Genomic DNA, 24,470 nt, shown 5'->3' on the forward strand with positions numbered 1-24,470 from the left:
GACAAAATGAAAACATTTATTTTGACGAAGAATTATATAAAAATCGGTTTAAAATAGAGAGGAGTTTTGCGTGGCTTGATGGTTTTAAAAGATTGATTATAAGATATGAAACCCTAAACACAACTTGGATGGCTATGTTGTATATAGGGATTATACTAACATTTATTCGAAAAGTTTAAACAAGTTTAATAAAAAAACTCGCAATTTCTTTGCGAGTTTTTTTTATATATTTCACTATTACAAACCTTTATTAGATAGTTCCTGCATTATTTCTTTCCCTCCCGAATTAAGAACTTTTTCAGCACATTTTTTACCAAACTCTTCAAAGTTATTCTCATTTGTTTTTTCAGAAATATACACTTTTTTTCTTCCATCTAACGAAAATAAGGCTCCCTCAAACAAGATTTCACCTTCCTTAATTTGAGCAAATGCACCAATCGGAGCTGTACATCCTCCTTCGAGTGTTTTCAAAAATTCTCGTTCTATATGTGTGCAAACATCTGTATGTAAATCGTTTAATTTAGAAACTGCTGCACAAGAAAAAGCATCTTTTTCATTCACAACCACAACCATAGCCCCCTGTGCTGGAGCTGGAATCATCCAATCTAAAATAATGTGATTTTGAGGTTTTTTATCAATTCGCTCTAATCCTGCGGCAGCAAAAATAGCTCCGTTCCAATCATTTTCGTGTAGCTTCTGTAAGCGAGTATTTACATTTCCTCTCAAATTTTCTACCTTATGTTCTGGAAATTTATGTAACCACTGAGCCTTCCTGCGTAGGCTTCCAGTAGCAATTATTGCTTCTGTTTGCAGAAAATCTAAACTATCTTTATATACCAAAATATCGTGAACATTAGCACGTTTTAAAACAGCTTTTTTCACAATTCCCACTGGTAATGAGGTTGGTACGTCTTTCATACTATGCACAGCAATATCAACTTTTCCAGTTATCATTGCTACATCTAAGGTTTTAGTAAAAATCCCCGTAATTCCCATTTCATATAAGGGCTTATCCAACACCAAATCGCCATCAGATTTTACCGAAATTATTTCGGTCTGATATCCTAAATCTTCCAATTTATTTTTAACAGTATGAGCCTGCCAAAGGGCAAGCTCACTATCACGAGTTCCAATACGGATTACTTTTGTCATTCTATTATTTTTTTATTCAACCACCTCTAATTGAAACACTTGTTGCATCCAATTAATACTTTCTTCTGAAGCCTGTGAATCTTTTAAATGGTTTACAAAATGTGTAGTTATCTTTTGAATGATACGACTACTAATTATCTCAGCTTGTTGCTCATCAAAATTCTGAATTTTTTTGCGTTGAAAATCCAACTCTGCCAATTTCAAACTTTCCAATTTCGACTTTAAAGCCTGAATAGTTGGCGCAAACTTTCTGCCATCAAGCCATTGAAAAAACTCAGATTTTACCTCCTCGATAATATTTAGAGCATCGGGTATGGCTTCTTTTCTTCGCTCAAGAGCCTCATCTGTAAGTTTTGAAAGAGCATCCATATGAACCAAAGTTACCCCTGAAATTCCCTCGACATCTTCATTTACATTTTTAGGAACGGATAAATCTAAAATAAGTATTTCTTTATCTTCAGGAATAAGTTCTTTATAAACAGTGGGTTGTGGTGCTCCTGTAGCAACTACAAGTACATCAGTTTTCTCAATCTCAGACTTTAAATCATCGTAACTTTTTACAAGCAAATCAAATTTTCCTGCTAATTGCTCGGCCTTTTCTTTAGTTCTATTTATAAGTGTAATATGCTTATTATGAGTATGTTTTATTAAATTCTCACACGTATTTCTACCAATTTTACCCACTCCAAAAAGCAATATATTCTTATTTGAAACATCAGGAACATTCCTTAAAATGTACTGAACGGCAGCAAAAGAGACAGAAGCCGCACCAGAGGAAAGCATTGTTTCATTTTTAATTCGTTTACTGGCATTAATCACGCTATTGAGGAGACGCTCCAAAAAAGAATTAGCCAATCCTTTCTTTCTTGAAAGTGAAAAACTTTGCTTTATTTGACCTATAATCTCAAAATCACCCAATATTTGGCTATCCAACCCTGTTCCTACCTGAAACAAATGTTGTACTGCATCTCTGTTTTTAAATACAAAGCCTACATTTTGGAAATCATCAACTGAACCATTCGAAAACTCACAAAGTAACTGAATCAATTGGAAAGGATGTTCGGCATATCCATACAACTCAGTACGATTACAAGTTGAGATAACCAAAAGTTCCTCAATGTTTTCGTTTTTTGCCTTATCCAATAGAAGTTCCTTATTTTCAGCAGATAAGCTAAATAATCCACGCATTGAAGCATCAGCTTTTTTATAACTTAACCCGATGCAATAGAAACTTTTATTTTTAGAAACACTGTACTGATTCATAACTATTTTTCCCGTTTTCAATGGCAAAAATAATGACATACGGAAAATAAAAATAACGCTAAAAGAACTTTTTTTGTCGTCTTGTGTTTGTCTTTCATTTTTTTGTTTTATATTTGCACATATCTTCATAATTATCAGAAGAATACGCAAAAAACACACAATGAAATATAGAATAAATCTAAATAAATTTATATGGAAAATTTAGAGCTTTTGTTTTCAAAAAATACCGCAGAAAGTCCCTCAGATGTACTCATCATTAATAAGGATATTATCTTCATCAAAACGGAAAATGACACTCACGAAAATTTTGAACTGAAAAAGGATATTAATCAAAATTATATTCAAATACACTTCAATATCAAGGGATTATCACAATTCTTATTCAACGAAGGACATTATAAAATACCACTAAATACCGAGCGAATGTTGTTACTCTACAACCCTCAAAGAGCTCTTCCTTTGCATCAAATCACGACTCCAAAATCACAAACTGCATCTCTTTTAATTTCAATTCATAAATTTCATTCCTTATTTTCAAATGAAGCTGGATACATTGATTTTTTGAGTTTGGAAAACAAAGACAAAAAATACTACAATGAAGATAGCATTTCACCTGCAATGATGGTGGTTTTGCATCAGATGTTACGTGCAAATTTTCAAAAAAACTTGCAACCTCTTTACATAAAAGCCAAGGTATATGAGCTGTTAGCCCTCTATTTCAATCGTTCCAATGAAGCTGATGTTGAACAATGTCCTTTTTTGGCTGATGAAGAAAGTATTTCAAAAATCCATCGAGCTAAAGAGATAATTATCAATAGGATGGCTGAACCACCAAGTTTACAAGAACTGGCTAATGAAATAGGATTAAACATCAAGAAACTAAAAGAAGGTTTTAAACAAATTTACGGCGACTCTGTTTATGCCTTTTTGTTTGATTACAAAATGGAGGTTGCTCGAAAAATGTTAGAAAGCAAAGAACTAAATATCAATGAAGTAAGCACAAAAGTAGGATACAGCACACCAAGCCATTTTATTGCTGCTTTCAAAAAAAAGTATGGAATTACTCCAAAAAAATACTTGATGAAAACCGAAAGATAATTTTGATAGAAAATTACTCAAAAAAACAAAAGATTGAAGTTTGTATATCAACTTCAATCTTTTTTGTTATTAATCAGATATTTATGAGTTGTTACTTTGCCAATCATTCAAAGCTTCAATTATAATATCACAACCTTCTTTAATTTCTTCTTCACTTAAAGTTAATGGCGGTGATAGACGAACGGCACGTGTTTCAAAAAGTAACCAATACACAATCAGACCTTTATCTTGAGAGTAGAGTACAACGTGATTAGCAATTTCTGCCGATTTTACGATAACAGCTAACATCAATCCCTTTCCGTTAATACCCTCAATAAGTGGATGTTGCAGATACTTTCGGAATAATTTTTCTTTCTCTAATGTTTGTTCCATCAAATTGGTAGATAAAAGTTCCTGCAAAGTTGCCAACGACGCTGCAGCAATTACAGGATTTCCTCCAAAAGTTGTGATGTGTCCTAACTTTGGAGAGTGAGAAAGCAATTTCATCAATTTATGTGATGAAACAAAAGCTCCCACAGGCATTCCACTTGCCATTCCTTTTCCGATTGCTATGATATCTGGCACAAAACCATAATTCTGAAAACCAAATAGTTTTCCTGTTCTTCCGAATCCAGGCTGAATTTCATCAATGATGAGCAATGCTCCAACTTCCTCGCATCGTTTTTTGACTTTTAAAAGATAATCGTTCTGCGGTTCAATAAATCCAGCTCCTCCCTGAATGCTCTCCAAAACCACACCTGCTGTACGATGCGTAATTTTCTGGATATCAACTTCGTTATTAAATTCAATAAAATCTACATCAGGAATAAGCGGACGAAAGGGCTGTTTACGCTCCTCATATCCCATCAAACTCATTGAGCCTTGCGTATTGCCGTGATAGGCATTTTTTGCTGCTATTATCTGTGTGCGTCCAGTGGCTCGTTTTGCCAATTTCACCGAACCTTCAATGGCTTCTGTTCCTGAATTCACTAAATACGTAGTGTCCAGATTTTCAGGAAGATTTTCAGCCAATAACTTGCAAAAATCTACCGCAGGTTTCTGAACATATTCTCCATAAACCATCACGTGCATATAGGTTTCTACCTGATTTTGAATAGCTTTTACTACTTTAGGGTGACAATGCCCAAGTGTACACGCCGAAACTCCCGCCACAAAATCAAGATATTTTTTTCCATCCGTAGTATAAATGTAACTACCACTGGCGTGAGAAACTTCCAGCAACATTGGTGAAGGTGAGGTTTGAGCCTGATATTTTAAAAAATCGCTTTTTTGTGTCATAGATTTCCTTTTTTCAAAAAGCAAAATTAGTCTATTAGTAAAAAAACTACAAATCAGAACTGATTTTTTTATTTTTTATCATTTGTAACATCGAAAATTTATTTAGCTGAAGTTTTGGTCTTCTTTTTTATTAATTTTGTAAAAAATCATTAACTTTGCTCAAGCGATAAAATTATTTATTTAATAATTAATACCATATATTTATGAAAAATTTTTTGTACATTGTTGCTTTATTAATTACCTCATTTCAAGAATTGTACTCTCAGGAAACGTCAGTTTTAGCATCGAAAGAAAAGGAAGAAAAAGTTTATGATGAAACAAGACCTCTGGATAGTTTTGCTTTATTTCCTTCTTGTGAAAATATCCCAAAGAATGAAGAAGTACAGTGTTTCAAAAGAAATTTGGACAAAACTGTTGAATTTCACATCAAATATCCTAAAGAAGCTCTTGAAGCAAAAATTCAGGGGCGTGTAAATGTAACTTTTCGCATCAACACAGACGGAAGCATTACCATTCTTCACGTCTATACTCGCCACAAAGTATTTGAATATGAGGCACGTCGGATTTTTTCCTATATCCCTAAGTTAATTCCTGCAAAACAAGACGGAAAAAACGTACCTTTGACTTTTACATATCCTATTGTTTTCAAGTTATAATTTAAATTAAACATATCACGTATGAAAAATTATCTTTTACTGATTATCATTACCTTATCAAGCTTTGGAGCTTTCGCTCAAAACAAAAATTCTTTTGTATTGAAAGGGAAAATTGAAAATCTCCAAAAAGGTGATACTCTGTCACTTTATCCTATTACAATATCCGAATTTGAAAAAGAAGATGAACACAGAACGCTGATCTCTAATCAAGAAAATACATTCTCTTTTACAATTCCTACAAAGCACTCGCAATATTACGGATTGACTTTTTCATCAAAAAAAGACAACGAGAGTCATAGTTTTTCTTTTTTTGCAAAGCCTGGAGATACTATTTCCTTAACAAAGGAAAAAGAAGCTCATTCTTCAATTAAAGGAGGCGTTTACGATACTCCTCTGTATGCTCGATTAGCTAATCTTTTCTTCTTGAAGGGATACAAAGAAGGTAATGTTTTAAAGAAAATAAAGGAGGCAATCAAAAATAATGATGATGAAACAGCTAATAGGTTATACGAAGAATACAGCAAATTACAAAATGATTTTAGCTATCACAACTTGATGGATTCCATTGCTAAAAACGTTAAAGATGGTGAGTTTGCCGTACTTATGTATTTAAGTGTTAGTTATTCTTGGAATTACCAGCAAGGAAATTCACATTACCAGCAGTTGCATCCCAAAGCAAAATCTTCGTACTACGGAAAGATTTTTGCACAAATTCTAAAAAAAGAACAAAAAGTGAGTGCTGGTGTACGAGCTCCAAAATTTGCATTAACTTCCTCAACTGGGAAAAAAGTTTCTCTTTCGGACTACAAAGGGAAATATCTGCTTATGTACTATTGGAATCCACTGTGCGGAGCTTGCATATCCACACGTCCCGAAATAGATTCAATTTATGAAAAATATGCTAAACAATTAGATGTACTTTCTATCACGCCATCACCAAAAGAAACACATTTAGAACGACAAGCTGATTTGTTTAAAACAGAAGGTATGAAGGAAAAATATCTTGACCCACCTTTTAACAAACCTTGGAATTTGGTTTTTACTTCTGATAAAAAAAACGCAAAAGCACTTGAAGTTTACCGATTACGAATGTTTCCAACACTCACACTGATTTCACCTGAAGGAAAAATTCTTTTCAGGACATACACAAACACTCAGAGACTTGAACGCATATTGGCTGAGCATTTATTGTAATTATTTTTAATAAAATTCAATATTTCTAACTAAATTCATAAATAACAAACACTATCGTAATTCGACATACATTATGGAAATTACACAGAAAAAAATAGAAGAACTTGCTCCTAATGCTGAAGCTGCCAAAAAGGGGCGAGACTTAGCAAAAAAAAATAAATTTTCGAACCTGAAAATTTCAGCAGAAAAAAACTTAATTTGGGGGGAATGTGCAGGGAGCGGAAAAAATCCGTATTATTGTTCAGCAGATTATATTGATGCTAACAATCCTGTATTTCGTTGTAATTGCCCTAGTAGGCAATTTCCTTGCAAACACACCATCGGGTTGCTTTATTGCTATGAATCAGATAATAAAGCGTTTGTTCCTGCCGAAATTCCTGAAGATATTCTTTCAAAACGAGAAAAAATAGAAAAAAAACAAGAAAAGAAAGCTCAAGAGAAAGAATCTATCAAAGAAAAAGCCGAAAAACCAAAGAAAATCAACAAAAACTCTATCATAAAGAAGATAGATACACAACTCACAGGTATTCAATTAGGACAAAAAATACTAAAAGATATCGTTCAAACAGGGCTCTCATCAATTGATGCAAAATTACACCGCACCTTACAAACTCAAATAAAAGAGCTTGGTAACTACTATATCGGAGGCATTCAATCAGCTTTTAACGATTTACTTTTAGAGTTAGAAAACGTTGCTAATGAAGAATATACATCAGTAGTAAATCAAATAAATTATTTGTTCGCCCTTCTGAAAAAAGCTACCGATTATCTCAACAAACGAAAAGAAAATCCTGAAGGAAACCCTGAATTGGACTCTGCCATTGAGGAGCAAATTGGGTATGTTTGGAAGCTGGTGGAATTGATGCAATACGGATTGTATGAGGAAAATGCTCAGTTAGTGCAACTTTCTTTCAATAGTTATGACAACGAAGCCAGACGAGAGTACGTTGACGAAGGTATTTGGCTAAATTTGAAAACAGGAAAGATATATAAAACAAAAAATTATCGTCCGTACAAGGCTTCAAAATATATCAAAGAAGATAACAGCCAGTTTGATGTGTTACAAATCAGAGATTTATACATTTACCCAGGCGATCAAAATCCGCGTATTCGCTGGGAAAATGACGGAGTTACAGAAAGAAAAATAACAACCGAAGACCTTAAAACTATCGTATCGTTATCCTCTGAAAACTACGCTGATATGGTTAAGTCAGTGAAAAATACAATAAAAAATCCGTTAATGGACAAACACCCTGTAACATTAATCTCTATAAGCAAATGTTATCTGAATGGAGAAAATTTAGTTGTAGAAGACAAAATAGGTAACAAACTAACAATCAAAGACATTGAAAATCAAAAAATATCATCAGCAACAAATCTGAAAGCCATTTTGCCCTCAAATACAGAAGGTTTTGCTCTTACAATTATGATGAACAATGATGTGCAAAGCGGACTACTTTCAGCACAACCAATGGCATTAATAACAAATGATAAAATTATCCGATTGTTATACTAAACTCAAAAAATGAAACAATGGAAATATTATACAATTTACAACAGGAAATCAATCGACTATTCATCGCGGGAAGCAAATTTGCAAAGGCAGATCCACGTTTGCAAAAGCACATACCAACCCTCAACAAATTAGGAGAAAAAGCTCCTGTATTTGCCAAATTAGCAAAGGATATTGAAGAACTCCTCCAAACAGATAGCCAACAATCAGCCGAAAAATTGATGGAAATTTCAACGCTTTTGTATTCTATCTTATACACTCAGGGACAAACTATTGAGGCTAATACAACACTAAAGGAACAAGTTCCAAATATTCCTCTTTCACAAATCAATACAGAATTCTCTTACCTACAATTAAAACCTGTTATTCAGGCTTTAACCACAAGTAATTCAGGTCGTTTGGAAATTCTAACAGATGCTTTTGAACGTAACATCTTCAAAGATTCACGCACGTTTCCTTATTTGAATATTGCATTGGCTGATAAATATTCCGATTTATGTGACTACATCGAAAATACAATTATTCCGTCTGTTGGCAAAGCAATTATTCCTTTTTTGGCAGAAGGTTTCAAATATGAAGACAAAACAGAAAACGTACGTCGTTTACGATTGTTAAATCATTTTGGATATGACCAAATCGCTATGATGATTGAAAAGATTTTCGAGGAAAATTTACCAAACCTACAATCAGAAGCGATTAACATCTTAAGTAATGATTCTAAAAATGAGGAATTTATAACAAATCTGACAAACGATAAAAATAAAACTATCAGAGGTGCCGCTTATCGTGCATTGGCAAAAATTGGTACACATTCAAGTTTGGAAAAATTATACAATCTTTACGCCAATAACAAGAATAAAACCAATCAAACTCTTTTGGCGGAGGCTCTTTCTATTGGAAAAATTCCGTTTTTCTTCAAACAAACTTATAATTTGGTGTTAATTCACTTTGAAGAGTTACTAAATATAGACAAATCCGATAAAAAAGCGCTTGATAATGCAATGGATAGATTCTGTACAGATATGGAACTATTCAAAAATAAGGATTATCCTGAGGTTTATGACTTCTTTGAGCGTATTTTTACTGATAAAACTTACACAGAGCTTATCAAAAAAGCGAAATTACATCATTATGATGACACAATTCACTCGAAAATCATTGAAGCTCTTAATACATTTGACACTTACAGAGTACTCAGTTTCTATGAAAGAAATATCAATAATCTACCTTCAAAGAATTGGTATTATTCGGCTTGGTATAATTATTTCAGTAAGGCTGTGAATTTCTATCCAAAAGAGAAGATTTTTGATATATTTAGTCCGCAATTCGAAAAGAATATTTCAATGAGCAACCTCTACGGAGTTTTCACAAATAATAAAGATTTCCGTTACAACGGGTTGGAAGTTTATACTGATAAAATAGCCCCAAGATGGATAGAAATCTTTTCAAACTACATTAAAAATAGCAAAAAATGGGATTATTCATATTTCCAAGCTCTTTTTATTGTCAATAAAATGGAGTATGATAAAGAAAAAGTACGTGATTTGATTGACATTGTACTCCCAAAAGTGCCACACGATGCACGAATCCCATTGTATGAAATCATAATGGAACAAGATTTTAAAGATAAATTCAAAATGATTTATGATTCCATTGAAAAAGCACCAAAAAATACTTACATTTACGCTTTTTCCAGAATAAAAGACGTTGGTTTTTGGACTCAATTCCCGAAAGAATACGCCGAGAAATTCAGGAATTTGTACGAGAAAACAAAAATGGAAGTATATAACGAAATTGCAGAAGAAATTGAAAGTCAAAAATAAATAATAAAAAAAGCCAAATTGGAATTCCAATTTGGCTTTTTCTTCTTTTCAAGATTCTTTACTTATCGGTTAATAAAACATTGACTTCCTTTGAAATATCCGAAAAGAACCGAAAAAAATCCTGTTCAAAATCGGTTTCATTATTTTGTAAAAATTGTGGAGCAAGTCGCATTTTGGAACGGAAGTCGGTACGTCTATCCATCTGATAAAATATTTTTTCGATCCCTTCCAAAGTTTGGTAACTTTCCAACCAATTTTCCTTTATCATATAAAAAATCAAATAGTTAGCACGTTCGTTAAGCAAATGTTTATGCTGCTGCAACAACATATAAAAATCCTGAACATACTCATTTAAAGGCTCTTCGGAATATTTTTGCCAATTTTTAGCCAAAAAGTAATCGTAAAAAATATCAACAATCACCCCAGAATAATGTCCAAACTCGGCAATCAAACGTTTTTTACTTCTTCTGAAAATAAGATGTTCATCTGTAAAAGTATCAATTCTCCGGTGAAGCAAAATGCCTTTTTGCATCATTTCTGGGTAATCCAAATATTGTTTTCCTCTGATGGTATCGGCAATGAAATTTCCTATCTTTAGTAAATCGTCGTTCCCTGATAAATAAATGTGTGCTAAAAAATTCAATTTCTGAAAAGTTTATATAGGCAAAATTAAATAAAAATGTACTTTTGCAAAACAAACATACATTTTTTAATCAATTTCATTATGCGTTGGCTTTTCCTTTTATGTTTTGTACTTTTGGGTTGCTCTGCCGCTAAGGAAAATTTTACGCACAAGCAACAACCTCCAAATATTATTCTTTTTATTGTAGATGATATGGGATGGCAAGATACTTCTGTACCTTTTGCAAAAGAAAAAACTTCTTTGAACAATACATACCATACTCCAAATATGGAACGATTAGCAAATCAAGGAGTTAAATTTACACAAGCATACGCTACGCCTATTTGTTCTCCTTCACGAATTAGCCTTTTAACGGGAAGTAATATGGCTCGTCATCGGGTAACTAACTGGACGTTAGAATATAACAAATCCACTGACGCAAAGGACGAAGACCTACAATTTCCTAATTGGAATATAAACGGATTTGCCACAGAGCCTAACATCCCAAATACATTTTACGCAACATCACTTCCTGAAATTTTACAACAAGCTAATTATCATACCATTCACGTTGGTAAAGCTCATTTTGCATCAATGGGAACTCCTGGAGCTGACCCTCTAAATATCGGATTTGATGTGAATATCGCTGGACACGCTGCTGGAGGATTGCAATCATACGAAGGAGAATCCAATTTCGGTAACATTCCATATAAATCAAGTTACTTTGCTGTTCCAGGACTTCAAGAATTCTACGGAAAAGACATTTTCATAACAGAAGCCCTCACTCAAAAAGCTCTAAAGGCTCTGGGCAAACGTCCTAAAAACAAACCTTTTTTCCTTCACTTATCGCATTATGCCGTTCACGTACCTATTATGGGCGACAAACGTTTTTTGCAGAAATATCTCGACAAAAAAATGCATCTTACTGAAGCTCAATATGCAACTTTAATTGAGGGAGTAGACAAAAGTCTAGGCGATTTAATGAATTATTTAGAAAAGAATAAACTTGATAAAAATACAATCATTATTTTTCTTTCGGACAACGGAGGGTTAGATGCTTTAGCCAGAGGACTTCCCCAAAATAGTTGTAATGCTCCTCTATCCAGTGGAAAGGGAACGCTTCGTGAGGGAGGAATACGAATTCCTTTAATTATTTCTTCACAGAATGGAGAAATAAGAATCAAAACTTCTCACGAAAATGTAATTATAGAAGACCTTTTTCCTACGATTTTGGAAATGGCAAAAATATACGATTACAAAACAATTCAAAAAATTGACGGAAAGAGTTTGTTACCTATTTTATCTGAAAAAGAACCTAAACCTCTTAGTAACAGACCTTTATTTTGGCATCTGCCTAACAAATGGTTCGACACCAATATGGAGCTTTCAATTGCTCCTTCAAGTGCTGTGCGTGAAGGTGATTACAAACTCATCTACTATCATAATACACAACAGAAAATGCTTTATAATTTAGCTACTGATATCGGAGAGAAGAATGATATTTCAGCCAAAAATCCTAAAAAAACAAAAGAATTATCAAAAATTCTTTCAGATTATTTACGAAATGTAGATGCACAAATGCCTATTAATAAGAAAACTGGGAAACAAGTTCCTTTTCCTGATGAAGTTAAATAAATCAACTAAAAAATAATTATTTATATGTCAAATAAGAAAGAAAATGTGCTACGGCTTCCTGCCGAATTGCTATACGCTCACGAATTGGAAGCACTCAAAATAGAAGATAAAAACGAAGAAAAGCCCTTAGGTTGGCAGCTTTCACCAAAAGCAGTACTAAAATTTATAATCGGAGGAAAAGCAAATGGTGTAGACATCACTCCTAAGTACATTGGTCATAATCGCTTGGTTGAAATTGCCATTGCTACCTTACTTACTGACCGCTCCCTTTTGCTTATTGGTGAGCCTGGAACAGCCAAATCGTGGCTCTCTGAGAATCTTACCGCTGCAATCTGTGGCGACTCCAACAAGGTAATTCAGGGTACAGCTGGAACTAGCGAGGAGCATATTCGTTATTCGTGGAATTATGCAATGTTACTGGCAAATGGTCCTTCTAACGAAGCACTTATAAAAAGTCCTATTTACAAGGCGATGGAAACAGGCTCCGTAGCTCGATTCGAAGAAATTTCGCGATGTGCATCAGAGGTGCAAGACGCCTTAATTTCAATTATGTCCGAAAAAACAATTGCAATTCCCGAGCTTGGAACAGAACTCTCTGCACAACGTGGATTTTCTATCATAGCAACAGCAAACACACGTGACAGAGGTGTAAATGAAATGTCATCTGCCTTGAAAAGACGTTTCAATATCATTGTGTTACCTTCTCCAGCAACGCTCGAAACCGAAGTTTCTATTGTTACAAAACGTGTTGCAGAAATTTCTAATAACTACCAGTTGAAAGCAAGTTTGCCAACCAATGAAGCCATTGAAAAAATTGTTACTATCTTCAGAGAATTGCGAAAAGGAATGACTCTTGATGAAAAGCAAAAATTAAAATCCCCAAGCGGCGTTATTTCTACAGCGGAAGCTATATCGCTCATCACCAATAGTATGGCTCTTGCGGGAAGTTTTGGAAATGGCTCGGTAACAGATGAAGATTTAGCCTCGGGATTACAGGGAGCCATCGTAAAAGATGAAGATAAAGACAAACTTGTTTGGAAAGAATATCTCGAAAATGTAATGAAAAAACGAGGAGCTTCGTGGCGAGAACTTTACAATCATTGTACTGAAATCAATGGATAAAAAATTACTTTCTTTTAAAGAATTTTGTATTCACAAGATAATTTTTCAATCACAAATTATAATAAGTAATTCAATATGAATACTTTTGGAGTTCGTCATTTATCACCTGGAGCTTCTTTCCATCTTCTGAAATTTTTGGAAAAACACAAACCAAAATGCATTTTGATTGAAGGTCCTTCTGATGCTACAAACCTCATTACACACATCACTCAAAAAGACGTAAAGCCTCCTATTGCGATGCTGGGATATACTACGGAACTACCTATTGAAACTGTTTTATATCCTTTTGCAAGTTATTCTCCAGAGTATCAAGCCATCTGTTGGGGAGTAAAAAGAAAAATTGATGTTCGTTTCATTGATTTGCCTTCGGAAATTATGCTAAAACTTCAACAAGAGCGTACTTACGAAAAAAATGATGAAAAAGCTGCTGATTATTACTCTTTTCACAACAAATTATACGACCAACTTGCTGAAAAATATGAAGAAACAGACTATGAAAGTTATTGGGAACGAAATTTTGAACACAATTTAAATGAAGATATTTTTCGTCAAGGATTGGACTATCAATCTGAACAAATCAGGGAACTTGTCATAGAAAAAGAATACGAGTCGGTTCCTTATGATTTTTCCTACAATATGATTCGGGAATCCTATATGAAACGAGAAATTCAAAAAGCACTAACTCATTACAAACCTGAAGAAATTGTAGTAATTGTTGGAGCGTATCATTTGGCTGGTATCCGTAGCAATTTACCTGCTATGACCGATGAAGAACTCAAAAAACTACCTCGAGCTACTTCAAAAATTACCCTTATGCCCTACTCCTACTTACGTTTGAGTAGCCGAATGGGATACGGAGCGGGAAATAAGGCTCCACACTACTTTGAATTAATGTGGCAGACAATGCAAAATGGAGAATTAAGCAATTTGTCCGCTATTTATCTTTCCAAAGTAGCCTCAGAATTACGAAAAAAAGGGGATAATGCCTCATCTGCAAGTGTAATCGAAGCCATTCGTTTGGCGAATGCCTTAACTGCAATGCGTGGTGGTACAATGCCCGTTCTGAAAGACTTGCACGATGCTGTAACTACGTGTTTTGGAGCAGGAGAATTATTTTCTGTTGCAGAAGCCATCAATAGGGTTGATATTGGGACAGCAATCGGAAGTTTACCAGAAGGTGTCGGTCAAACTCCTGTGCAAGAGAATGTAAATCAAGAATTAAAACGCCTAAAACTAACACAATATAAATCTGCTGTTGCTCAGGAATTGGTACTCGATCTTCGAGAAAATCTGAAAGTGAAAACCGAAGAAGCGGCTTTTATCGACCTTAATCGTTCTATTTTTTTGCATCGTTTAAGTGTTTTGGGAATTCTTTTTGCAGAAAAACGAAAAACATCGCAAGATAGTGCGACTTGGGCTGAAAAGTGGATATTACAATGGTCTCCTGAAGTGGAAATCCAAATTGTTGAAGCCAATTTAAAAGGAGAAACTATTGAAATTGCAACGGCTTTTCATCTTAAGGAACTACTAAACGAATCAGAAGATATCTCAACAGTGGCTTCCATTGTTCGACAGGCGTGTGAGTGTCATCTTACAAATTTATTTGAAAACGCTCTCAGCACACTTCAACATTTACTCATTGATTCGAACAGCTTTACAGAAGTTGCAAATGCTGCACACGAATTAGCCATACTAATACAATATGACGACCTTCGGCAATTTGACTTAGAACCGCTGAAACCTGTACTGCAACAATTATTCCTAAGAGCTTCTCTTTTGTTAGTAGACGCTTCATCTTGTGATGAAAAAGCATCAAAAAATGTAGCACAAGCAATTAACACGATGGAGCTTATTTCACAACATCAATATGATTTAGTAGATGTTGAAACTTGGCAAAAAGAACTTTCACATCTTGCTTGGAGAGATGATTTGAATACTCGACTTTCGGGAGTTGCTTTTTCTATATTATTGGAACACAATATAGTTTCAGAGGAGGATTGTGCAAAGGAAGTTTCGCGAAGACTGTCCATTGGAGTTCCTGCTGATTTGGGAGCAAGTTGGTTCGAAGGGCTTTCGGGCAGAAATCGTTATGCTCTTCTTTCAAGAATATCACTTTGGAAAGAACTCGATTTGTACATACAGCAATTGGACGATGATGAATTTCTCCGTTCAGTGGTGTTTCTTCGTAGAGCTTTTGCCGACTTTGAACCTAATCAAAAAAATAGCATCGCAGAGTTACTGGGTGACCTCTGGGGGACCGGTTCTGAAGCAACAGCCGAAACTCTACAAGCTGAATTAACGGAAGATGAAACCTCGAAGTTAGAGGCTTTAAACGACTTCGACTTTGATTTTTAATTTTTTTTTCTATATTTGTGCTTTAACCTAAAAAATTAAGACTATGTCATTTACATTACCGAAATTATCGTATGCTTACGATGCTTTAGAGCCTCACATCGATGCTCGTACAATGGAAATCCATCATACTAAGCATCATAACGCTTACACAACTAATTTAAACACAGCTATTACAGGCACCAATTTGGAAGGAAAAACCATTGAGGAAATCCTTAAAAATTTGGATATGAGTAACGGAGCCGTACGCAACAATGGAGGTGGTTTTTATAATCATAACCTATTTTGGGAAGTAATGTCCCCTAATGGAGGCGGAAAACCAACAGGAGATTTAGCCAAAGCCATTGACGAAAAATTTGGAAGTTTTGATGCTTTTAAAGAAGAATTTGCTAAAGCTGCTGCCACTCGTTTTGGTTCAGGATGGGCTTGGCTTTGTGTACACAAAGGTGGGAAATTGGAGGTCTGTTCTACCCCAAATCAAGATAATCCCTTGATGCCTGACACAGGTTGTGGAGGAAAACCAATTCTTGGATTAGATGTTTGGGAACACGCCTATTATCTGAATTACCAAAATCGTCGTCCTGACTATATCCAAGCTTTCTTTAATGTAATTAATTGGGAAAAAGTAGCTGAATTATTCGCTAAAAACAAGTAATTTAGAATATTACTCATTGAAAAAAAGCTCAAAAATCTGATGATTTTTGAGCTTTTTTATTTTTCTATTTATTTTCAGTAGAAGGCTCTTCTATAATTTTACCTCCTTTGCCAAAAACTTTATGTATCAATTCTTTAAAAGTACTAAAATCAACTGAATAAGTAATACCTGCACCTTGTGTATAACCTATTCTGTCCAATAAATATTGTTGCCACTCATTCTCTCTGAAGAAGAATTTTGCTGTGAGGTTTCCCGTCTCTGTCAAACGAAGTACAACCTCTGCATTTCCTGCCACAGCCGTTCGAGTTACGCCCCCAACAGGAATTCCCACCTTAGCATTTACAGAAGCCCATTCCGTAATTTGTGTAGAAAAGGTAAACCCTAAACGGTCGCTATTATTTATTTCCGAAGCACTATCTATCGTTCCAGCCTCGTATGAAACCCCTAAATTTAGTTTGTTATCTTCATCTGAAAGCAATTGATTGAAAAGTCCCGCAGCTGTCTCAAAAAGATTGTGTGCCACCAAACGATTATCTGTATTTCGCTCACTCATAAACGAGCCTTGAGCCAATAACGAAAACGCTTGTAATCGTTTTCGGTCTTCGTCTGCCATTCGATAGTTCAGTTCGGAAACCAAACTCGGGTTGCTATCTGGAAATGTAATGTCAAATAATGTTTCAGGTTGTAACAATTCTCCTTCAAGCTTAATAACTACCTGTGTAGGAATTTTTCGATTATATTGTGATGATTCCAACAACACTGACGGATTGGCATTCAAAGTGTAAGCCGCTTTCAAATCACGCAATGTTGCCTTTAGTGGGTCGCCACTCCAAGAAATAGAACCACCAGGAAGAACCGTAAACCTTTTATCAATAATATTTTCAAACTTAAAATTATAGTACCCTGAATACGTGATAAAGTCACCCCACATATTGAATTTTCCGTTAGTATTAATCTCAATAAGAAGTGTTCCCTCTCCGCGACCAACAAGATTACTACCTGTTTTCTTATCCATAATTATTTCAACTTCAGCATTAGGCATCACGTCCATATTGAACTTAAGTTCCAATCCTTTGACCGATTCCAGAGTGCGTTCTACCTTAATGTTTTTATTTCCTTCTTCAATGAATGTTATAAAGGAATCATCTCCTACCCCTTCTGAATCGGCAAGCGGAATTTTGAAAGCTGTTCCTTCCTCCGTTTTGGCATCTACTGATATAACTAACTCATCTATAGCTCCTTTAACTGTAGCTTCTCCTTGTATAAATCCTGTTCCGTAGAAAAGTGCGTCATCAGTATATTTCGTATTTAAAACTAAAAATCGCTTTCCTAATGACTTTAAAGTTAAATCAAAAAACCAATCAGACAGATTGTTGTGCCGTATCGAACCATCAAATAAAGCTTGAGTTTTGAAAGCCGTATCGTTAAGAGTCCAATTTCTGAGCTCAAAAGTTTGATTATTAACTTTTATTTTAGCATTATCCTGAAAATCAGCATTCAAATTTAAATATGTGATTCCCATTCCTCCTTTTTCAATTGAAAGCTCTCCGTCCATTTTAGGATTTTCAATTTTCCCTTTTATATCAATTCCTCCTGAAAGCCAACCTCTTAAATCAAATAAAATTCCTTCCGCAAACGGGTTGAAAGGAGCTAAATTGAAATCGTGGAAATTAGCTTTCAAATCTAATAGTGTTCCTTCTTTTCCGTCAAGATTAATTTTGCCTCCCATCTGGAAACCTCTCGTTTTTCCATTGACAAAATGAGCAGAAACATCGAAAGAAGATAAATCATCATTTCCGAAGATACTTGCCTCTAAATCACCATAATCATATCCATTCAAACGGAAATAACGAATAAACAAATCAGATGATGGATAAAACAATTTACCTTTTTGAACTAACGATAAATGTCCGTGCATTGTTCCCCTCAAATCTAATCCCTTCATTTCGGGAGTAACTTTTTCTAACGAAACATTATTAGCTACAATATGAATATTTTTATAATCATTTTTGGTCACTATTCCGCTCAAATTGATATGTTGGTTACGGTGAGCCATTCTGAAATTATCAATTTTGATAGTATCAGCAGCACGATTGATTATAATTTTATTTTGCTTGTTGGAATTATCCCGATTGATAAACCAAGCACTTTCCTTAAAGTTAAATAAGGATTTTTTTAAACCAATTATAGATTCTTGTTTTTTGTTAAGTGTATGATAGAAATTAAGTTCGTAAATGTCTTTTCCTGTATCTCCTCCCTTAAATTCTGTTCGGAAAAATAGCGTATCCTTAATTGTCGCGTTGATTAAATTAAAATCACTTATGGTATACATTCCTAAATCCACTTTTTCTATCTCAAAAAAGGTATTGTAAAGTGGATTTTTATTATCAATTTGAAAGTTTACATTATCTATTTGATAATCATACGCATTAATATCAGGAGATTTTAATTGCATTTTAAAACTTCCTTCATCAGCGACTATTTTCCCTTTCAGCGTTGTATTCTTCCCAATTTTAACTTTAGGGACAAATACTTCAACTATCTTGTTATATATATTAAAATTAAAATCAATATATTGGTTTTCAGATATTTTATATGGATTATAATGCGTATAAATACTACCTAAGGCATTTTGCAGAATTCTTTTAGCTTCTGCCATTTTAAATCTTCCTTCCAATTTACCACTGATTATGTCAGGTGAATTGATGGTAATTTTCTTAACTCCTTCCTTTGAAATTGAGGAAGTTACCTCAAAATCACTAAACGAAAATACATCAGCAGAATTGGTATATTGTGCATTTTTAAAACTTATGGTTCCAACAATATCATCCAAGTTATTTCCTTGAATATCAAAAACAATACTTCCTTTGAGTTTAGAAATTGAATCTGACTCCATAAACCTGAGTGCATACAAATCTGCTACATCAACATTAGCTTGAAAATCAAACTTCGAATTATTTTTTGAAAAATCTGCCAAACCACTAAAATCCATTTTAAGATTTATATCATTGGCTGAAATTCTTCCGTTAAAAACTTTATTTTTAAACTCTCCATCTACTGAAATATTATTGTACTCATACCCATTAAATTGGAAGGTTTCTGCTTTTCCGTATGCTTGCATTTTCAAAGAAGCCAAATCAAACCCACTTCCTTTCACAGTCATATGAGCTGTTAATTTTCCAAAAGAACGATCAGCAAGTAAGGCACCAAAATCAAGCCCTTGTGTTACTATGGTTCCTTCGTATCCCATATTATTTATATCTTCCAAATTTTCGAGCATTCCATCAACAGAAGCATTTCCTTTGTTGGAACGTAATTCCAAATTTGCTTCCAAAGCCGAGGTTGTGTACAAAAGGTCGCCGTGAATAGAAAACATTTCCAAACGCTGCACCTCTGACGGAATATTTTGCCCCAACAACACAGGCATCAATGTAGCCAAATCATTATAAATGGTTTCCAAATAAACATCTTTTCCTCTTATGATGATTTTTTTTCTGTCATCAAGTAAATTTTTAAAAGCAAAATTACCCTCAACAATTGTATTCTGGTAGGCAATTTCTCCTTCAGATACTTTCAAATCATTTAAAACACCTTGTATTGATAAATTTTTTATATTCAATGATTTACCTAATCCAAATCCATCATAAAATGTATTCAAATCTGTAGTTTCCAAACTTGCTTTTGAAATTTTAGCATCAAGAAGAACCTTATTTTCAAAGTCATCAAATCCTTCTTCGGTAGGAAATAACTTTACATACCCTTCAAGTGATGATTTATCGGTTTCAAAAACTAAATTTTCAACACTCATAAGTGAATATGTAAAAGCAAAATTTGTTTCTAAATTAGTAACATACAGATTTTTATCATATATGAAGTTTGCCTTTTGAACATCAAAAAATATTTCTGAATCTAAAATCTTGAAATCTTTCAAGTTAATATTCATATTTTCAACCCTTACAACAGAAGGATTCTCTTTATTTTCATCAGAAATATAACAGTTACTATTGGTCAAGTTAATAGACTTGGCTTTCATTACAAAACCTCCTGTACTGGGCTTACCTGAATCAAATTTGGAAACAAATACATCAAAATTTGATATTGTATCTCCTTTATGAGTTTTCATATTGAAAATCAATCTATCAGCCTGAAGTTTACCAAAATATAAATTTCCTTCTGTGAGTTGTTTAAAATTCAAAATTGACGTTTCCAACTCCTTTGCGGCAATCAAAGTATCTTTCCTAAAATCATTGATTAACAATTCTTTGATAGATACTTTACCATTTATTTTCAGATGTATCTTCTCTATCTGTATGTCCACATCATAGTCCGTGTTGAGCCAATTCACTACCTTTTTGGCAATAAACGTTTGAGTTACAGGTAACGTTAATAACAAAGCAACCACTCCTAAAATCAGGAGCGTAATCCATACAATCCGAAATAATATTCTACCAAATCTTTTGATTCTAAGCATCAAAATTTTTCTTTAAGCGTTAAATTTATAGATTGCAAATTTAGATTTATTCTTTAACAGCGACAAATTTTTTTATAAGTATTTACAAATCTATTGGTTAAGAGTAAAAAATCAAAAGTAATACAATCTAATATAAATAAATTTAAAAATAGTTAGAAAATTTCTTGAATATGAAGTTACTGAAAAGTCTAAAATTATAAAATCATATACTTTGTTGTAGTATTCAAAAGAAAATATAACAAAAGAAAAGTGCAACAAATCGTAATCATTAATATAAATTTTCTTTAACTTATTGATAACTAAACAAACGTCAAATATGTGTGAAAAAATATATAAAAATAAATTGTTTTTTGAATTTATATGTCGTACATTTGTAGTCCGCTTTTTTTAGCATTTTAATAAAAAATACGATAAAAAACATTTAAAAACAAAAAATAAAGACTATAAAAGCTTATTCAGTTAGAAAAAACTTAGAATTTTAAGAATAAAATTATTAATTTAAAGACGTAGATATGGTAAATTTGTTAAGAAAATCTGGACGTACTGGTACGCGATGGATTTTGCTTGCGTTACTCACACAAGGATTTTGGACAGTTTCTGCCTCTGAAAAAGTTGAGGCTCCTTTAACAGACATTCTTGTTCAACAGCAAACAAAAAAAGTCAGTGGTACCGTAACTGATGCTTCTGGTGTTCCTCTGCCAGGAGTTAGTGTTTTAGTAAAAGGTACAAGCATTGGTGTAGCTACTGATTTTGATGGTAACTTTGAGGTTAATGTCCCTGAAGACAAAACAGAATTATTGTTCTCATACATTGGATTCAAAGAGCAAACAATCAAAGTAAGTAAATCACAATCAGGATTGAAAATTGTTCTGCAAGAGGATGTTATGGAGTTGGAAGGTACCGTGGTAACTGCCTTAGGTATCAAGCGCCAAGAAAAAGCTTTGAGCTACAACGTTCAGCAAATAAAATCCGATGACTTAACCAAAGTTAAGGAAACAAACTTTGTCAATAGTTTGAATGGTAAAGTAGCTGGAGTTAATATTCAAAGGAGTGCTTCTGGTGTTGGTGGTGCTACCAAAGTGGTAATGCGAGGTTCTAAATCACTTGATGGTAACAATGGAGTGCTTTATGTAATTGATGGTGTACCGATGTTTAACTTCCAATCAAGAAAAGGTGGTGATGGAAAATTCGCTAAACCAACAGGGGGTGAAGGTATCTCAGATATTAATCCAGATGATATCGAAAGTATTAACGTACTTACAGGACCTTCTGCGGCAGCACTTTATGGTAGTGAAGCAGCTAATGGTGTCATCCTAATCAACACTAAAAAAGGTAAAGATGGTAAAATGGAAGTTAACCTTTCAAGTGGTGTAGAATTTATGACTACAGGTGTTGTTCCTGAATTTCAAACTACTTATGGAAGTGCTTCTGGTTCATCATCAAGCTGGGGAGAAAAGCTAGCTACACCTTCTAACTACGACCCCTTGAAGTTTTTTAGAACAGGGACTAACATAAATAATTCATTTACACTTTCTACAGGGAATAAACAAAATCAAACTTTTGTTTCTCTTTCACAAACAGATGCAGCAGGTATTGTCCCTAACAATGCATACTATCGTTACAATGTGGGTGCTAGAAATACCTCTTCTTTCTTAAACGACAAGTTGCATTTAGATATTAGTGCGAATTATATCCGACAAGGTGATCGCAATATGATAAATGGTGGTGGGTACTACAACCCTCTATTTGCTCTTTACTTAATGCCTAGAAGTTTGGATTACAGAGATTTTGAAGTTTACGAGCGTTACAATCCATCAAGAGGAATTTATGAGAAGTACAAAAATCCTTACACGGACGAAAACGATAAAATAGGAAGTCTTTTTGCTGAAAATCCTTACTGGATTGTTAACAGAGAGTTATTCCTATCTAATAGAAAACGTTATATGTTCTCAGCTAGTTTGAAATATGACATTTTGGATTGGTTGAACATTTCTGGACGCGTTCGTATTGATAATTCTGAAAACACTTTGGAGGAAAAAATATACGCAAGTACCACTCCTCTTTTGGCTATTTCAGAAAAAGGACGATATGCTAATTCAAGTTTAAAATATGATCAAACTTATGCTGATGTTATTTTGAATGCGAACAGAAATTTTGGAGAAAACTTCAATTTAACAGCTAACTTAGGAGCAAGTTATAATGACAGATACAACCACGGAATTTCAATCGGAGGCCCTTTGCTGTATGTTCCTAATTTATTCTCAGCTAACAACTTAGACCCTTCTAAACCAGGTCAAGGACAAACTTATGACAGAAATAAAAACGTTGCTATTTTCGCAAGTGCGGAATTAGGCTACAAAGGTATGTTATACTTATCACTAACAGGGCGTAATGACTGGTCTTCTCAATTGGTAAATTCTGTAGAGCCTTCTTTCTTCTATCCTTCAGTAGGTCTTTCAGGCGTAATTTCAGAGATGGTTTCACTTCCTGAATTTATTACTTACTTGAAAGCACGTGCTTCTTATACTGAAGTAGGTTCTCCTATCAGTAGAACAGGTCTTACTCCTGGTACTATTACTTATCAGTTAACTGCTGCTGGATTGCAATCAAATTCAACATATCCTTATCCTGAATTCAAAGCTGAAAGAACACGCTCTTTGGAGGCTGGGTTGAATGCCAAATTCTTCGGAGGAGCTTTAGGATTTGATTTAACTCTCTATAAATCTAATACATATAATCAGTTCTTCGAGCAAGAATTATCAGCTTCTTCAGGATTTACTAAATTCTTCTTACAAGCTGGTAATGTTGAAAATAGAGGAGTTGAATTAGGTGTAAACTTCAATAAAGACATTGTTAAAGATCTCAATTGGAATACATCACTTACCTATACTAGAAACGTGAATGAAATCATTGAGTTAGTACGTGATTACAAAAACCCTTTCACTGGAGAGTTGATGAATTTCACAGAAACACGAAGAGGAGGATTCTTATTGAAAGAAGGAGGAAGTATGTCTGATGTAACCGTTTCAGGAGTTTTATTACGTGACGTTAACGGAAGACTAATCGAAAACAATTCTGGCAAATACGAAGTTGACAAAACCCAAGAGATAAAAGTAGGACGCTCAACTCCTGATTTTTCAATGGGTTGGAGAAACTCTTTTTCTTACAAAAACTTCGACTTTAGTTTCTTATTTAATGGAAACTTTGGTGGTGTAGTTCTTTCTGGTACTCAACCAATGTTAGATGCTTTTGGAGTATCTAAAGCTTCTGGTGATGCAAGAGACAATGAGGGAGTTCTTGTAAATGGAGTTAAATACCCAGCACAAAAATATTATGAAAGTATTGGAGGAGAAGAAGCTTTATTAGGTTATTACACTTATGATGCAACAAACGTTCGCTTACAAGAGGCTTCTTTAAGCTATTCATTAGATGGAAAAATCCTTAATGATAAAATAAAAAGATTAACGTTTTCATTAACAGGAACAAACTTGTGGATGATTTACAATAAAGCTCCTTTCGATCCTCAACTTACAAGTGGAACAGGAACGTATGCAGCAACTGAATTCTTCCAAATCCCAAGTATGAAAACATATGGATTTAGCGTTAAATTGCAATTTTAATTAAATAAAGAAGATG

General features: G+C 34.0%; 16 protein-coding genes. 11 read left to right on the forward strand and 5 right to left on the reverse strand.

What is annotated here, in order from left to right; all coding sequences use genetic code 11:
- The first annotated feature begins 14 nt into the window (after window positions 1-14).
- Entirely contained in the window at window positions 15-179 is a 165-nt protein-coding gene (locus YW9_RS0103370; protein WP_026193775.1) for a transposase, read from the forward strand.
- A 58-nt stretch (window positions 180-237) separates the two neighbouring features.
- On the opposite strand, the gene hemC is transcribed toward YW9_RS0103370, so the two are convergent.
- Both hemC and hemA read right to left on the reverse strand, forming a co-directional pair.
- Window positions 238-1,152, reverse strand: coding sequence for a hydroxymethylbilane synthase (gene hemC / locus YW9_RS0103375; RefSeq protein ID WP_018278777.1), 915 nt, complete (start codon window positions 1,150-1,152; stop codon window positions 238-240).
- Between the two features lie 12 nt (window positions 1,153-1,164).
- The gene (gene hemA / locus YW9_RS0103380; RefSeq protein ID WP_026193776.1) at window positions 1,165-2,415 is read right to left on the reverse strand and encodes a glutamyl-tRNA reductase; all 1,251 of its coding nucleotides are present in this window, start codon (window positions 2,413-2,415) and stop codon (window positions 1,165-1,167) included.
- A gap of 192 nt (window positions 2,416-2,607) precedes the next feature.
- Between hemA and YW9_RS0103385 the strand changes: the two genes are divergently transcribed.
- Window positions 2,608-3,513, forward strand: a complete 906-nt coding sequence (locus YW9_RS0103385; RefSeq protein WP_018278779.1) for an AraC family transcriptional regulator — start codon at window positions 2,608-2,610, stop codon at window positions 3,511-3,513.
- A gap of 81 nt (window positions 3,514-3,594) precedes the next feature.
- Here YW9_RS0103385 and YW9_RS0103390 read toward each other — a convergent pair whose 3' ends face one another.
- A complete protein-coding gene (locus tag YW9_RS0103390; protein WP_018278780.1) occupies window positions 3,595-4,791 on the reverse strand; it encodes an aspartate aminotransferase family protein in 1,197 nt (398 codons plus the stop codon).
- 203 nt (window positions 4,792-4,994) lie between these two features.
- On the opposite strand from YW9_RS0103390, the gene YW9_RS12490 reads away from it, so the two are divergent.
- The 4 genes from YW9_RS12490 (at window position 4,995) to YW9_RS0103410 (ending at window position 9,977) form a co-directional block, all read left to right on the forward strand.
- Entirely contained in the window at window positions 4,995-5,447 is a 453-nt protein-coding gene (locus tag YW9_RS12490; RefSeq protein WP_018278781.1) for an energy transducer TonB, read from the forward strand.
- Between the two features lie 21 nt (window positions 5,448-5,468).
- The gene (locus tag YW9_RS0103400) at window positions 5,469-6,641 is read left to right on the forward strand and encodes a peroxiredoxin family protein (protein ID WP_018278782.1); all 1,173 of its coding nucleotides are present in this window, start codon (window positions 5,469-5,471) and stop codon (window positions 6,639-6,641) included.
- Between the two features lie 70 nt (window positions 6,642-6,711).
- Window positions 6,712-8,157, forward strand: coding sequence for a hypothetical protein (locus tag YW9_RS0103405; protein WP_026193777.1), 1,446 nt, complete (start codon window positions 6,712-6,714; stop codon window positions 8,155-8,157).
- Window positions 8,158-8,174: 17 nt separating this feature from the next.
- Window positions 8,175-9,977 carry a HEAT repeat domain-containing protein gene (locus YW9_RS0103410; protein ID WP_018278784.1) on the forward strand — a complete coding sequence of 601 codons (1,803 nt, stop codon included), beginning with the start codon at window positions 8,175-8,177 and terminating at the stop codon, window positions 9,975-9,977.
- Window positions 9,978-10,035: 58 nt separating this feature from the next.
- On the opposite strand, the gene YW9_RS0103415 is transcribed toward YW9_RS0103410, so the two are convergent.
- Window positions 10,036-10,620, reverse strand: coding sequence for an acyl carrier protein phosphodiesterase (locus YW9_RS0103415; protein ID WP_018278785.1), 585 nt, complete (start codon window positions 10,618-10,620; stop codon window positions 10,036-10,038).
- A gap of 81 nt (window positions 10,621-10,701) precedes the next feature.
- On the opposite strand from YW9_RS0103415, the gene YW9_RS0103420 reads away from it, so the two are divergent.
- The 4 genes from YW9_RS0103420 to YW9_RS0103435 all read left to right on the forward strand — a co-directional run bounded on the left by YW9_RS0103420 (window position 10,702) and on the right by YW9_RS0103435 (window position 16,363).
- Window positions 10,702-12,234, forward strand: coding sequence for a sulfatase (locus YW9_RS0103420; RefSeq protein ID WP_018278786.1), 1,533 nt, complete (start codon window positions 10,702-10,704; stop codon window positions 12,232-12,234).
- Window positions 12,235-12,258: 24 nt separating this feature from the next.
- Window positions 12,259-13,356 carry an ATP-binding protein gene (locus YW9_RS0103425; RefSeq protein ID WP_018278787.1) on the forward strand — a complete coding sequence of 366 codons (1,098 nt, stop codon included), beginning with the start codon at window positions 12,259-12,261 and terminating at the stop codon, window positions 13,354-13,356.
- Between the two features lie 75 nt (window positions 13,357-13,431).
- On the forward strand, window positions 13,432-15,711 hold the full coding sequence (locus YW9_RS0103430) for a DUF5682 family protein (RefSeq protein ID WP_018278788.1): 2,280 nt from the start codon (window positions 13,432-13,434) through the stop codon (window positions 15,709-15,711).
- Between the two features lie 43 nt (window positions 15,712-15,754).
- Window positions 15,755-16,363, forward strand: a complete 609-nt coding sequence (locus YW9_RS0103435; RefSeq protein ID WP_018278789.1) for a superoxide dismutase — start codon at window positions 15,755-15,757, stop codon at window positions 16,361-16,363.
- A 64-nt stretch (window positions 16,364-16,427) separates the two neighbouring features.
- Here the strand turns inward: YW9_RS0103435 and YW9_RS0103440 are convergent, their stop codons facing one another.
- Entirely contained in the window at window positions 16,428-20,834 is a 4,407-nt protein-coding gene (locus YW9_RS0103440; RefSeq protein ID WP_018278790.1) for a translocation/assembly module TamB domain-containing protein, read from the reverse strand.
- 512 nt (window positions 20,835-21,346) lie between these two features.
- Here YW9_RS0103440 and YW9_RS0103445 point away from each other — a divergent pair.
- Window positions 21,347-24,454, forward strand: coding sequence for a SusC/RagA family TonB-linked outer membrane protein (locus tag YW9_RS0103445; RefSeq protein WP_018278791.1), 3,108 nt, complete (start codon window positions 21,347-21,349; stop codon window positions 24,452-24,454).
- The last annotated feature ends 16 nt before the right edge of the window (window positions 24,455-24,470 follow it).

The sequence above is a fragment of the Capnocytophaga cynodegmi DSM 19736 genome, from assembly GCF_000379185.1.
Classification (GTDB): Bacteria; Bacteroidota; Bacteroidia; order Flavobacteriales; family Flavobacteriaceae; genus Capnocytophaga; species Capnocytophaga cynodegmi.

Bases quoted from the DNA above. Each gene is read 5' to 3' on its own strand.
- YW9_RS0103445 (WP_018278791.1), top strand. From the start codon at position 21,347: ATGGTAAATTTGTTAAGAAAATCTGGACGTACTGGTACGCGATGGATT.
- YW9_RS0103440 (WP_018278790.1), bottom strand. From the start codon at position 20,834: ATGCTTAGAATCAAAAGATTTGGTAGAATATTATTTCGGATTGTATGG.
- YW9_RS0103430 (WP_018278788.1), top strand. From the start codon at position 13,432: ATGAATACTTTTGGAGTTCGTCATTTATCACCTGGAGCTTCTTTCCAT.
- YW9_RS12490 (WP_018278781.1), top strand. From the start codon at position 4,995: ATGAAAAATTTTTTGTACATTGTTGCTTTATTAATTACCTCATTTCAA.
- YW9_RS0103420 (WP_018278786.1), top strand. From the start codon at position 10,702: ATGCGTTGGCTTTTCCTTTTATGTTTTGTACTTTTGGGTTGCTCTGCC.
- YW9_RS0103435 (WP_018278789.1), top strand. From the start codon at position 15,755: ATGTCATTTACATTACCGAAATTATCGTATGCTTACGATGCTTTAGAG.
- hemA (WP_026193776.1), bottom strand. From the start codon at position 2,415: ATGAATCAGTACAGTGTTTCTAAAAATAAAAGTTTCTATTGCATCGGG.
- hemC (WP_018278777.1), bottom strand. From the start codon at position 1,152: ATGACAAAAGTAATCCGTATTGGAACTCGTGATAGTGAGCTTGCCCTT.
- YW9_RS0103425 (WP_018278787.1), top strand. From the start codon at position 12,259: ATGTCAAATAAGAAAGAAAATGTGCTACGGCTTCCTGCCGAATTGCTA.
- YW9_RS0103410 (WP_018278784.1), top strand. From the start codon at position 8,175: ATGGAAATATTATACAATTTACAACAGGAAATCAATCGACTATTCATC.
- YW9_RS0103385 (WP_018278779.1), top strand. From the start codon at position 2,608: ATGGAAAATTTAGAGCTTTTGTTTTCAAAAAATACCGCAGAAAGTCCC.
- YW9_RS0103390 (WP_018278780.1), bottom strand. From the start codon at position 4,791: ATGACACAAAAAAGCGATTTTTTAAAATATCAGGCTCAAACCTCACCT.
- YW9_RS0103400 (WP_018278782.1), top strand. From the start codon at position 5,469: ATGAAAAATTATCTTTTACTGATTATCATTACCTTATCAAGCTTTGGA.